This is a genomic window from Neptunomonas sp. ABH4_499 (genome assembly GCF_056160565.1).
The window spans coordinates 189,792-203,110 of sequence record NZ_JBSWXK010000005.1; the positions used below are offsets into that span (position 1 = coordinate 189,792).

Genomic DNA, 13,319 nt, shown 5'->3' on the forward strand with positions numbered 1-13,319 from the left:
TAATTGCCTAATCCTCCACGATTATGCTACCGCTGATAAAGCGCGAGATTTTGTATCGTTTATTGATGAGCGAGGTGGGTGGTCAACTACGTGATTTCACCTTATTTGATAGCCAAGCACACCGTATTGTGAAGGTGATTGATCAGCTTCGACAACGATTCAATGAACCACTCAGGATTAAAGACTTAGCCGACTCGGTGCACATGAGCGAATCGTCTTTGTACCAGAGCTTTAAGTCGGTCACATCCATGACGCCACTGCAGTTTCAAAAACAAATTCGCCTCAATGAGGCCCGTAGAATCATGCTGTTTGATGGGGTAGAGGCGTCTACCGCAAGCTACCGCGTGGGATACGAAAGTCCATCGCAATTCAGTCGCGAGTACTCGCGTTTATTCGGTGCGCCCCCTAAAACGGATATCTCCCGTTTTAAGAAAACCCAACAGACCGCTGCGCAACAGAAAGTGAGTGGCTAAGCCAAGGATAAGGGTGTTTCAATCAACAGTCTTTTTGAAATTTGCTGTTTTTCGCGAAGGCGTATGATAGTTATGATGATTTTTTTTACCGATCAGTACAGAGGCCTGTTGTGACACATCCAATCATTGCCGATTTATCAAAACGCTACACCACCAAACATTACGACGCGAGCCGCAAGGTCCCACAAGAAACCTTAGATGTCCTTTATGAAGCGATGCGTCTTTCACCATCGTCCATCAACTCGCAACCTTGGAAATTTGTCATCATAGAAAGCGATGCCGCCAAACAGCGTTTCGCTGACACCTTTGCCAACAAGTTTCAGTTTAACCAAAAGCACGCAAAATCCGCTTCACACATCATCTTGTTTGCCGAAAAAACACATTACAACCGCGAAGACTACGCCAAAGTCGTTGATAAGGGCATACAAGATGGACGCACAAAACCGGAAGACCGTGATTCCGCCTTTGGCGGTTTTGCGTTTGCCGAGCTAAACACCGATGAACACGGTTCGACCCTAGAATGGACAAAGTCCCAAACCTATATTGCACTGGGCAATACGATGCATACACTGGCCCGTCTTGGTGTTGATTCCACACCGATGGAAGGTGTGGATGCCGATTTGATTGGCGAGTTGTTCTGCGATCAGCTAGAAGGGTATCGTTGTGATGTGGCGCTTGCGATTGGCTATCATGACGAACATGAAGATTACAACGCACCATTACCTAAATCGCGTCTGGCATTAGAAGATGTGTTAGTAGTTCTGTAACGCTAACGGTTTATATCAGAAAAGGCGCATCAAGCGCCTTTTTTATTCCTTGATAAATATAAGAGGTAACATTATTCAATCCGCTGTACATCAACAGATACTGATAGCTGCTGGGTACCGCCGCCATCGAATATCACGCCTTGCAGTGGCGATACGTCTGTATAGTCACGGCCCCATGCGGCGGTGATGTGTTGTTCACCAGGCATATTGTCGTTGGTTGGGTCAAACTCAAACCAGCCTTCGCCCGGTGAATACACTGCGAACCAAGCATGTGATGCGTCGGCGCCAATCAGTTTTTCCTGCCCTGGTGGGGGGAGTGTTTCCAAGTAGCCGCTGACATAGCGCGCTGCGTAACCAAGGGATCGCAAACAACCGATGGCAAGATGAGCAAAGTCTTGGCAGACGCCATGTTTGTGCTCAAGTACCTCGTTTAATGGCGTCGCAATGGTGGTGGATTGCGGATCGTATTTAAACTCAGTAAAGATGCGACTGGTCAGCTCCATCACCGCCGATAGGAAGGGGACTTCATCTTTAAAAAGGTCTTTCGCATAAGCGGCCAATGCATCGGAGCGTTTGATCATTGGCGAGTCCATGATGAACTCGCGGGCTTCCAATATGTCTGGGTCCGGGTCGCTGGCAAGTAAGGTTTTGGCTTCTAAGCAGGTTTTACCCAGTTCCAAATTTAGGCTGGAGAACATAGGCTCTGTGCTGATTTCGCTGACGACATCGATGGAAAGCGCTTTATGAGGCTCTTCCAAGACAAAGTAGTAGGTGTTGTTACCGAAATAATCGACACGTTTGTGCGAATAACTCGGCTTAGGTTTGATGTGTATAAGCGAGTTTTGACACGTTTGATGATGGGTACTGCGTGGCAAAAGGTGTGCTAAGTTGTAGCACAGGCTTACAGGGCTGTTGTACACATACTCAGTAATGTGACGAATGCGGTAGATCATATTCCGTCATCCCATAACGTATTGGAGATCTGTTGTGGGCCTGCTGTGTGATCGAAGTACTTAGTACCGATCAAAGCGGTCAGTTGTTCCACATCATCTTTAATATCGAGCATCAAATTAAGCAAACCATCGCGTTGCTCTGTAACGCTGTTCACCTTGGCAAGATCATTAAGATCGGCCAATTGGATGGAATTCATCGCCTTCACAATTAAGCGTTTCTCTAGGCTTAACCCTGGCTGCAGCGATGATTGGCTTTGCGGAAGGTCATCTATGTATCGGCGCAGCTGATCAATCTGATAAAACAGAGAGCGTGGGTTGGTATCATCGATCATCAGAAGATCAAGGCCATGTGCGACATTTCCCCGCTTGCGATAACGACGTCGGAATGAGATCAAGGCTTCAACGCTAAGTAGAACACTTTCAAGCACTTGCTGCTGTTGCAGTTCATCCATACCTTGCGAGAGGGAAGTCGAAATCAAGGTAGCGGTTTGCAGCGCACGCTCTGAGCGGCGGCCAATCTCTTGGAATTTCCAACCCATACCGCGCAACATGCTTTCGTGGTTTAAACCCGACAAGGCCAGTAGGGAGGTTACCAGTGGGTCTAACGTTTCATCAGGTGCCGATGGCATACCGTTGATGTAAGCTCGATCCAATGCATTAAGATGATCGCGTAAGTCGTTGATAATGCGGCGTGTATCAGCGGATAGCATCTCCTTCACCTCTTCGGTGCAGGTTAATAGGGATACTAAATTAGATTTAATCGAGCCTGGGCGCGTGCCATCAATGATGAGGTTGATCAGCTCTTCATCGGGGTTGTTCAGAAGTTTGGTGTCAGCTTCTGTGAAGCCCGGTAAGCAGCCGGTTTGCTCGGATAAGGACGCTAATAATAAGGCGCGGGAGCTTTCGGGCAATGGGTCGATGCTATTGAGCTGGACTAAGATCGTCCGCATCAATCGCATGGCCGATTCCGCGCGCTCGGCGTAGCGGCCCATCCAAAACATATTTTCGATGACGCGGCTTGGCAGGTTGGTTTGCTGCGCGCTTTCAAAGTCGATTTGGTTTTGCGAGCCAATCAGTGTGGTGTGCTTCTCAGGCTCCGATGCCAAAATCCAAGTATCTTTACTGAAAGACCCGCGCTGATTGGTCACCACACGCTCATGGTCCGAGACCCCAACGCGAGTAAGGCCACCGGCCATCACACTGAAAGCCGTTTGGTTAGACACCGAGAAAGTTCGTATGATGGCAGGGCGGTTCACCAATTCTGCTTCTTGCCAAGCCGGTACTGTTGAAGGCGGAATATACGCCTGCGCAGCATACTGGGTTGGGCGCTGGGCAATCATCTCCAACACCTCTTTTCGCTGAGCCTTGGTTAGGCTGTGCCCATAGACGCTGTGTTTACCGTTTTGGCGTGTGGCCGATTTGATGATCAACTCATCAAGATTATCTTTGATGTAGGCCATATCTTGGTGGTCACCGCACCACCACGTATCGACCGACGGTAATAACAGATCACGCCCCAGCATCGCTTTACTGATCTCAGGTAGGTATTTGAGTAATACGGGAGTCTCCAAAATACCTGAACCCAGCGGGTTGGTGATCACGACATTGCCTGCGCGTGCCGCCTCTAAAAGCCCAGGTACTCCTAAGTAGGAATCGGCTTTAAGTTCTACCTGGTCACAAAAGTAATCATCGACTCTTCGAAGGATGACATCCACTTGGTTTAAACCATTTAAGGACTTCATCCAGACTTTACCACCACGAACTGTCAAGTCACTGCCTTGGACCAGTGGGAAGCCTAAGTAATTCGAGAGGTATGTGTGTTCGAAGTAGGTTTCGCTGTAAGCACCCGGGGTTAGGATAACAATGCGCGGCGGCTCCTCTCGAACGGGTGCGAACGAGGTGAGGGTTTGTCGCAAGGTTTGGAAAAAGAGGCTTAACCGATGAACCTGACTGTCCCGAAACAGGCTTGGCATGATGCGCGACAGTACAGTCCGGTTCTCGAGGGCATAACCAGAACCACTTGGGGATTGAGTCCTGTCGCCAATGACACAAAACTGACCATCTGGCTGGCGTACCATATCAACTGCATGGAAGATCAACTGATGCTCGCCCAGCATTTTCAAACCATGGCATTGACGTAAAAAGCCAGGATGCCCATACAAGATTTCCGGCGGAATTACCCCTTTTCGGATCAACTCTCGCGGGCCGTAAAGATCTTTTAAGATAAGATCCATTAACTCAGAGCGTTCGATTAAGGCCTCTTCGGTGCGGGACCACTCAGCACTGCTGATCACCATCGGGATCGCATCAAGCGCCCACACATTCGAAGCTAATGGCTCTGACGTTAAATTGTAAGTGGCACCATCATCTCGAAGGATACGCTGGGCTTTTTGTTGTCGGTCGGCTAAACCGTCGCTACCCAGCGCAAGGATGCTATCTAGGATGTACGCCCAGTGATCACGCGGCTTGCCATCGTGGGTGCAGGCTTCATCAAAAGGTGCTTCATGCGGTAATTCAGCGATGCCTTCACGTCCACTGTTTGGCTTACTCGGTGTGTCAAGTTGCACATCCATAGATTAAATACACTCAGTCATTAATACAAATCAAAGCGCATTATACTGCTTACGCAAGTCAAGTGTATGCGGATACTCATCTGCAGACTCCTCAACAGGCGGTGCCATCGGCCTTGGTACATCCTTATGCGGGAAAAACTCACGTAAAGCATCAAACTCAGGCCGCGGCACAAAAGGCCCTTGGGTAAAGCCATGATCCCAGAAACGGTTACCGCGACGAGATTCGGCCTCGTTCGCATTGACCGGCAGGGTATCGTAACTACGACCACCAGGGTGGGAGACATGATACGTACAGCCACCGACCGACAAGCCATTCCAAGTGTCCACCAAGTCAAAGACCAACGGGGTGTTCACGCCCAGCGTTGGGTGCAGTGCCGAAGGCGGTGCCCACGCACGATAGCGTACCGCACCCACATACTCGCCCTTACGTCCGGTTGACTTTAAGGGGACTCGGCGGCCATTACAGGCCAGCACATAGCGACCATCGGTAAGGTCTGACAGCTTGACTTGAAGGCGCTCGACCGATGAGTCCACATACCGGGATGTACCCATCGCGGTGGCTTCTTCACCCAGTACATGCCAAGGTTCGATGGCCCAACGCAGCTCAAGCTCGATGTCATCAATATCGACACGGCCATAATGCGGGAATCGGAACTCTTCAAATGGCGCCAACCACTCCAACTGGAAGGGCAGCCCATGGCGTTGTAGATCTTCAACCACCTCGCGGATATCTTGCCAAACATAGTGTGGCATCATGAATCGGTCGTGAAGATCTGTACCCCAGCGTACCAATGGCTTTTTATACGGCTGCTTCCAGAAACGCGCTACTAAGCAGCGTAGCAGAAGAATCTGAACCAGCGACATTTTAGGGTGCGGTGGCATTTCAAAACCGCGAAACTCCAGTAGGCCTTGGCGGCCACTGGCGCTGCCAGCGGCATAGAGCTTATCGATACAAAATTCGGATCGATGAGTGTTACCGGTAATGTCGATCAGTAAATTACGCATTAACCTATCAACCAGCCAAGGTTGCTCTGTAAAGCCATCGGGCATCTGTTGGAAGGCGATCTCCATTTCGTACATCGCTTCGTCACGGCCTTCATCTGGGCGTGGCGCCTGACTGGTAGGGCCAATGAACATCCCTGAGAACAGATACGACAGGCCGGGGTGGTGCTGCCAATAAGTGACTAAACTGCGAAGCAGGTCAGGCTTTCTAAGGATAGGGCTGTCCATGGGGGATGCGCCACCTAAGGTGACGTGGTTACCGCCGCCCGTACCGGTATGGCGTCCATCCATCATGAACTTCTCGGTGCCTAAACGCGACTGTCTAGCTTCTTCGTACAGTGTTTCGGTGTTATCGACCAGCTCATCCCAATGCGAAGCTGGGTGGATATTCACCTCAATGACGCCTGGGTCCGGAGTTATTTGGAAACGCTGTAAACGATGATCTTTGGGTGGCTCGTAGCCTTCCATCACGATCGGCATTTCGAGTTGGTCGGCGGTCTGCTCCAATGCATTTAACAAAGAAACGTAATGCTCTAGGTATTGAAGCGGTGGTAAGAAGACATACAGCTTACCGTCGCGTGGCTCGATACAGATCGCGGTACGCACCACGTTGGTGGTCACTACATGTTCTTGTTGGTCGGCCACATCCATGCTGGTGCGTGGGTCTTGCGCGGCAGGCGTGGTGCCCACTAAAGGTTGACGCGGTTCGAAAGGGTCTCGTTCTGGCTCACGTTCCTCTTTTGCATCATACGGCAAAGAGGAGAGGGGCAAACGGTAGCCCATTGGTGAATCACCCGGAATCAAGGTGATGACATCCCCGCGCATCGGCCACAAAGAGCTGTTCCAGCTGTGGGTCACGTAGTTCCAGGTTAACGGGATCACATACCCTGTGGGGGTATTTAATCCACGAGAGAGTAATTTTGCGATGCGCCGGCGCTCTAGATCGTCACTGAGATCCGCTTTTTTAGGGTTTACGTTATCCGGTAGAGATTGCTCTTTCCAAAGATAGTAGAGCGTATCCTCGAAAGTGGGTTGGTTATAGCGCTGGCTGACCCCAAGGGCTTTACACAGGTGTAAACCAAATTGTTCGGCGCTTTCATGGTTAAATTGGTAATCTTTATCAACACGAGCCAACAGCGTCTCGTCACTCCACAGAGGCTCGCCATCCAAACGCCAAAAACAACCGAGCGCCCAACGAGGCACCTCTTCGCCGGGGTACCACTTGCCTTGACCGTAATGCACTACGCCGTTGTTGCTAAAGCGCTTTTTGAGTCGCAGTAACAGATCTTTGGAGAGTTTAAGCTTGTCGGCACCTAAAGCGTCGGTGTTCCATTGATCCGAATCCATATCATCGATCGATACAAAAGTCGGCTCACCGCCCATGGTTAACCGAACATCGCCGGCCTTTAACTCTTCATCAACCGCTTTACCCAAGGCATTAATGTTTTCCCACTGCTCGTCGGTGTAGGGTTTCGTGACGCGTGGGTCCTCATGGATGCGGAACACTTTATTGGTGTATTGAAACTCGCATTCACACTCATCGGTAAAGCCGGTAATAGGTGCGGCCGAAACCGGGTCCGGTGTACATGCCAGCGGTATGTGACCTTCGCTGGCAAAGAGACCAGAGGTTGGGTCTAAACCGATCCAACCCGCCCCGGGTACGTAGACTTCGCACCATGCGTGCAGGTCGGTGAAGTCCTCTTCTGGGCCAGATGGGCCATCCAGCGCTTTTACATCGGAGGTTAACTGGATGCAAAACGGGCAGCCAGCCCCAAATAACGTAGAGCCTGCACCATCAACCACGCGGTATCACGGCACGAGCCTTTCTTTAGCGTGAGTGTTTCTTCGCACGTTTGGATGCCAGGCTCTAAACGGATGCCATAGCCGATGTCGGCACATAACCGAGAGTTGATCGCCACCAAAAAGTCGATGATCGAAATCGGTTTTCGACTGATGGAGTCAACAAACTCAGAGAGCAGGGGGCCAGACTCTTTTAGCTCAAGGTACGGCTCAAGCTCTTTGCCGATCTGTTTATCGTATTTGAACGGAAATTCACGCGCGTACTCTTCGACAAAGAAGTCGAATGGGTTGATCACCGTCATATCGGCGATCACTTCAACGCAAAACGAGAGTTTCTTGGTCTTTTCTGGGAAGACCAAGCGTGCTTGGTAGTTGCCCCATGGGTCTTGTTGCCAGTTGATGAAATGATCCTCTGGCTCTACTTTCAGTGAGTAGCTGTGGATCTTGGTTCGCGAATGCGGAGCAGGGCGAAGCCTTAATACATGCGGCGATAAGCCAACTAAACGGTCAAACTCGTAGTGCGTTTCATGCTGGATCGCAACGCGGATGGTCATGCTGCCGCTCCTTGGTTAAAGGTAAACCATGTGTCGTAGATTCGTCCGTTTAAGCTGTTAAGCTCTATCTGAAGATCATTAAGGTAGTCGCGGAAGGACTCGTTCAGGCTTTCGGAGCCATCAATCTCATAGCCTTTCTCTTCAAGCGCCTTAATCGCTGTCAGCAGTTTGTTGGACCTTGGTAGTTTAGAGGCGGCTTGTTTAAGTTCGTTGACACAAAACGCCACAGAACGTGGGAAATGCTCATCTTCCAATAAGTAATGGGCCACTTTAGAGCCACTCACGGTGGTTCTTACCGTGCGACGGTAGCTTAAGTAGGCGCTGGAGGATCGCAAGACATTCCCCCACACCACTTGGCCTAGGTTAGGGCTTGCCGTTTCATCCGGTTGCAGCATGATGGACACACCCGCATCCAATATACGCGTGGCCATATCGGCACGTTCCAAGTTACGTCCTAGCATCACAAATTGCCATGTGGCATCGCGGCTCATCGCACCGGCCAGCAGGCCATTAATCTCTTGGCAGCCTTTGATGATGGTGTTCAAAAACACGTGGCGTTGGGAGCGGTTGATCCCTTGCTTGATGTTGTAGCGCGCGTACATATCAAGCTCGTTGATCAACTCCCAGGTTTCCTGTGGGACAACATCGCGAGTGGTTCGAAGGTTCTCGCGTACCATGCGCAGCGAAACCAACATTGAGCTTGGGTTGGTATCATCGGCTAACAAAAATTTGACGACGTTTCGCTCATCACGGTTTTTATAGCGCTCTTCAAACAGGTCATCGCTGCTGTTGATGGTAATGAGATTGTACCAACCTATGTTGATGCTTTTGGGGAGATCAAACAGCAAGTTATCGTAGACACTGACCAATCGGGCTGTGTTTTCAGCTCGCTCAAGGTAGCGGGCACACCAGTAAATGCGTTCTGCGACACGTGACAACATCTTATTTACCCTCCATATCTACAATCCAAGTATCCTTACTGCCGCCACCTTGGGAGGAGTTCACCACCAAGGAGCCTTTCTTCATCGCAACACGGGTTAAGCCACCGGTTGTTACGTAAGTGTCTTTGCCTTGCAGGATAAAGGGGCGAAGGTCTAAGTGACGCGGCTCTAACACACCTTTTTCGGTTAAGGTTGGTGCGGTTGATAACGCCAAGGTTGGCTGAGCAATGTAGTTTCGCGGGTTTTTCTGAATCAGCTCCGCAAACATGGCTTGGTCTTTCTTGGTTGAGTGCGGCCCAACCAACATCCCGTAACCACCCGACTCATTGGCGGGTTTTACAACCAGCTTATCGAGGTTTTCTAGCACGTACTTTCTATCTTCCTCTACATCGCACAGGAAGGTCTTTACATTCGGCAGGATCGGTTCTTCGTCTAGGTAATAGCGGATAATGTCCGGCACATAGGCGTACACGACTTTATCGTCTGCAACGCCTGCGCCAGGCGCATTGGCTAATGCAACGTTGCCTTTTTTCCACGCTCGCATGATACCCGGGACACCGAGTACCGAGTCTTCGTTAAAGCACTCGGGGTCAATGAACAGGTCATCAATGCGGCGATAGATAACATCGACGCGCTCAGGACCATTGATGGTTTTCATATAGACGCAATCATCGTCATCGACGAACAGATCGTTCCCCTCGACTAATTCAGCGCCCATCTGCTGAGCTAAGAACGCGTGTTCAAAATAAGCTGAGTTAAAAATGCCAGGCGTTAACACGACAATTTCTGGGTGCTCTTTACTGCGTGGGGATAGGGCGGCTAAGGTTTCAAACAGGGCAGAGGCATAGCTATCGAGTGGCAGGATATTGTCTTTCTCGAACAGCTCCGGCAGGACACGTTTTGTGATGGCCCGGTTTTCCAGCATGTAGGAAACGCCCGATGGCACCCGTAAGTTATCTTCAAGGACATAGAACTGACCATCCGCGTCACGAACCAAATCCGTTCCGCAAATGTGCGCCCAAACACCAAAAGGAGGCGAGACGCCAACGCATTCAGGACGAAAGTTCTTGGATTCTTTAATTACATGCTCTGGAATGATGCCATCTTTGATCACTTTTTGGTCGTGATACAGGTCATCGATAAACATATTCAGGGCTTTAAGGCGCTGCTTTAAGCCCGCTTCGGCAACTTTCCAGTCTTTAGAGGAGATCGTTCGGGGGATGATATCAAAGGGCCATGCTCGGTCGATGTTGCCCTCTTCGGTATAGACGGTGAAGCTTACGCCCATCTCCTGGATGGTGGCTTCCGCCATGGAACGACGCTCTTCAAGCTCTTCATCGTCCAGTGAGTCCAGATAATCGATCAGCTGTTTGGCCGGTGGCCTTGATTTGCCTTTCTCATCAACCAGCTCATCGAAAAATCCATTCGCTTCGTATTCATCCCATGTCACTGACATACTATCAACCTCAAAAACGTACCGTGCTTATCGTTGGTGCACTCAATATCTCTAAATTGGTGCACTGCTTCTTTATGTGGCACATCTGCTCGCGAATACGAGCCGCCGACGTGTTAAGAGAATCAGCAATTTTTAGACCAAGTGATTGCTATATGCGTCACAAAAGTCGTTATTTAACAGTAAATTGCCCCTCTTCTTTGACTCGGATGGTCGGTAAAAAGGTACCGACGTCTAATTTGGCGTCCAATGTATAGGTCACTCTCTCGGCTTGACGCGTGATTAACTTGTTTACCAATCGAAGGCTAGAAACGACATTGGTATTGGCTTCAAGCTCAATATCACGTGCGCTGTAGGCGGGAATGGTTGGAAGTTGATTGGTTACGCCAGACACCACTTTAAAACCGCTGACCGAAACCTTGTAGCTGATGCCTTTGAGTGGCAAAGAGCGGCTGTTGGGGTTTTGGACATTTAAATGAATTCGAAAGCGAGGGGAGAGGGAATCGGACGGGATAAGATCAATGCCGGTGACATTCACCTCGGGCTTATCGTACGAGAACGATGGGGCATAAGCGCATGCGGTGACGCCCAAACTGATCCCTGTAATTAAAGCCACTCTTATCATCATAAAGGACTCCTTTTTCTCTAATGTATTGATATTTTTAGCGCTTGCATAGGATTTGTTGATTTTAAACAGGGTTTGTTCACTTAAAAGCTGATCTGGATTCGGTATACTTCTCGTGGTTAATCTCTCGGGGAAGGAAAGTTGTGACAATAGACGTACTGATCATTGGCGGGGGCATGGTAGGCGCGACATTAGCCTGTGCTCTAGCCGACAGCCCTTTAAACGTTGTGGTTGTGGAATCCTCCGTGTTGCTCCCGTTTGATTCATCCAAACCCAGCGACCTTCGCGTATCTGCGCTTAGCCAAGCGTCTGAAGCGATCCTTAAAAACGTTGGGGCTTGGCAAGGCATAACGTCACGTCGTGCATGCCCCTACGCGCGGATGCAAGTCTGGGAGTCTGATTCGGTGTCTTCCTCAACATTGTTTAATGCGCAGGATTTAGGCTTTGATGCACTAGGTCACATTGTCGAAAACCCAGTGATTCAAGCAGCCCTCACCGAGCGCTTAAAACAAGCGTCTAATATTCGCTTCATCGCACCCACGAAAGTGGTTCGGGTCGATTACTCGCCAGGGGCATCGGTGGTTGAGCTTGATAGTGGTGAGTCCTTGGTTGCTGAACTCTTGATTGCGGCCGATGGTGGGGATTCTAACATTCGTACCGAGTGTGGGATCGGGGTTCATCGTTGGGATTACGAGCAGCATGCGTTTGTTATTGGTGTTGAGACGGATTATCCGCAGCAGGACATCACTTGGCAGCAATTTACACCCAATGGCCCGAAAGCATTTTTACCACTGTGTGGTCCATTTGGCTCCCTTGTCTGGTATGACCACCCCAATACCATCGCCGCCCTTGAAACCTTAGATAATGATGCGTTGTTGCAAACGATCCAATCGGCTTTCCCATCGGAGCTTGGTCGCATAAAACGTGTCATTAATCACGGAAGCTTCCCGCTAAGACGCCAACATGCCCAGCAGTATTGCAAGGACGGGGTGGTACTGATCGGTGATTCGGCGCACATGATTAATCCGTTAGCGGGCCAAGGGGTCAATATTGGTCTTCTAGATGCCGCGGTGCTCGCCGAGGAGTTGATAAAAGCGCGCCAATTAGGTGAAACCCTGTGGGACACTAACGTACTTGGCCGTTACGAAAAACGTCGTCGGCCGCACAATCTGGTGATGATGCAAACGATGGACTTCTTCTATCGGATGTTCAGCAATGACCATACGCCACTTAAATGGGTACGAAATGCAGGCTTAAAGCTTGCGGGTAAATCAGGGCCTATCAAAAACCGAGTGATGGCTTTTGCGATGGGGATCCCGGGGGCAGAGATACCGTTTGCTAATAAAGTAGGCCTAGCGCCCGATTTACCTGAATTAGCCAAGCCCAAACAGGCGTAAAAAAGGGGGCAAAATGCCCCCAGGAAAATGGGTTTAACGGCTTCATAAACCACAGAAATAGCAGGTTGGGAGACCTGCTATCAGAGCGCTCATTAAGCTGCTGCTGCCTTAGTTGAGCGAGTCGTTTTCTTTGGTGGCTCAGGAGTAAAGGCTTTAGCAGCTTCTTCCATCTTTTCCTGTGCGGTTTTCATGAACTTGGTCATCTCAGTCATCATCGGCGCTTCGCTCATGTCGAACATGCTTTTCTCGATGATGTCCGTCAGTTTCTCTTTAGCAGAGCTGATTGCGGCCAGTTCTTTTTCGGCGGTGTCCGTCATTTTCGCTTCGATTTCTTTGAAATACTTAACTTGCATCTCCAGAGCCGTCTTAGGTTCTTTGACTTCACCCAGCGCTTTCATTTGCGCAATGCCTGTATTGAAAAGGTCTGTCATGTATTCAGATTGTAGGGAGATCAGCTTCTCAGCGGTATCCTTATTAATCTCAGCCATTTCCGTTACAGGTTTCATTTTTTCCTGCATGTCTTTCAAAATATCTTCGTACATTTTTGAGTCCTCGGTCAGCAGCATTTTATAGTTTGTTGCACTGCAACATTTGTTCAAATACTAGACAGCCAGAACTAGCCTGTCAATGTCATTTTTGTGCATTGCACAATAAAAAGTCAATCCATGTCACGACTAAAGTTGGCCAAAATTCATACAGGCTTTCCATCAATGGATCTAGGTCAATATCAGCACTTAGAAGGCTTTAACACAAGTATCTTGGAAGGGTAAATAAAGGGCTG

The 13,319-nt window shown here is 49.7% G+C and carries 9 protein-coding genes and 1 pseudogene; 3 read left to right on the plus strand and 7 right to left on the minus strand.

The window, feature by feature from the left end:
- The first annotated feature begins 23 nt into the window (after positions 1-23).
- Both ACXAF9_RS07180 and ACXAF9_RS07185 read left to right on the plus strand, forming a co-directional pair.
- Positions 24-473 (plus strand): helix-turn-helix domain-containing protein, encoded by a 450-nt coding sequence (locus ACXAF9_RS07180; protein WP_475072255.1) that lies wholly within the window; start codon positions 24-26, stop codon positions 471-473.
- A 110-nt stretch (positions 474-583) separates the two neighbouring features.
- Entirely contained in the window at positions 584-1,240 is a 657-nt protein-coding gene (locus ACXAF9_RS07185; RefSeq protein WP_475072257.1) for a nitroreductase family protein, read from the plus strand.
- Between the two features lie 71 nt (positions 1,241-1,311).
- Here ACXAF9_RS07185 and ACXAF9_RS07190 read toward each other — a convergent pair whose 3' ends face one another.
- From ACXAF9_RS07190 to ACXAF9_RS07215, 6 genes and pseudogenes are all read right to left on the minus strand, one after another.
- Positions 1,312-2,193 (minus strand): transglutaminase family protein, encoded by an 882-nt coding sequence (locus ACXAF9_RS07190; protein ID WP_475072259.1) that lies wholly within the window; start codon positions 2,191-2,193, stop codon positions 1,312-1,314.
- Positions 2,190-4,766, minus strand: a complete 2,577-nt coding sequence (locus ACXAF9_RS07195; RefSeq protein WP_475072261.1) for a circularly permuted type 2 ATP-grasp protein — start codon at positions 4,764-4,766, stop codon at positions 2,190-2,192. Before ACXAF9_RS07195 ends, ACXAF9_RS07190 begins: the two co-directional genes overlap by 4 nt.
- 30 nt (positions 4,767-4,796) lie before the next feature.
- Positions 4,797-8,122, minus strand: a pseudogene (locus ACXAF9_RS07200) (transglutaminase family protein).
- On the minus strand, positions 8,119-9,063 hold the full coding sequence (locus ACXAF9_RS07205) for an alpha-E domain-containing protein (RefSeq protein WP_475072263.1): 945 nt from the start codon (positions 9,061-9,063) through the stop codon (positions 8,119-8,121). Before ACXAF9_RS07205 ends, ACXAF9_RS07200 begins: the two are co-directional and overlap by 4 nt.
- 1 nt (position 9,064) lies before the next feature.
- A complete protein-coding gene (locus ACXAF9_RS07210; RefSeq protein WP_475072266.1) occupies positions 9,065-10,519 on the minus strand; it encodes a circularly permuted type 2 ATP-grasp protein in 1,455 nt (484 codons plus the stop codon).
- Between the two features lie 169 nt (positions 10,520-10,688).
- The gene (locus tag ACXAF9_RS07215; RefSeq protein ID WP_475072269.1) at positions 10,689-11,144 is read right to left on the minus strand and encodes an LEA/WHy family protein; all 456 of its coding nucleotides are present in this window, start codon (positions 11,142-11,144) and stop codon (positions 10,689-10,691) included.
- A gap of 140 nt (positions 11,145-11,284) precedes the next feature.
- Between ACXAF9_RS07215 and ACXAF9_RS07220 the strand changes: the two genes are divergently transcribed.
- The gene (locus ACXAF9_RS07220) at positions 11,285-12,538 is read left to right on the plus strand and encodes an FAD-dependent monooxygenase (RefSeq protein ID WP_475072271.1); all 1,254 of its coding nucleotides are present in this window, start codon (positions 11,285-11,287) and stop codon (positions 12,536-12,538) included.
- A gap of 92 nt (positions 12,539-12,630) precedes the next feature.
- On the opposite strand, the gene ACXAF9_RS07225 is transcribed toward ACXAF9_RS07220, so the two are convergent.
- Positions 12,631-13,080 carry a phasin family protein gene (locus tag ACXAF9_RS07225; RefSeq protein WP_475072273.1) on the minus strand — a complete coding sequence of 150 codons (450 nt, stop codon included), beginning with the start codon at positions 13,078-13,080 and terminating at the stop codon, positions 12,631-12,633.
- Positions 13,081-13,319: the final 239 nt, after the last annotated feature.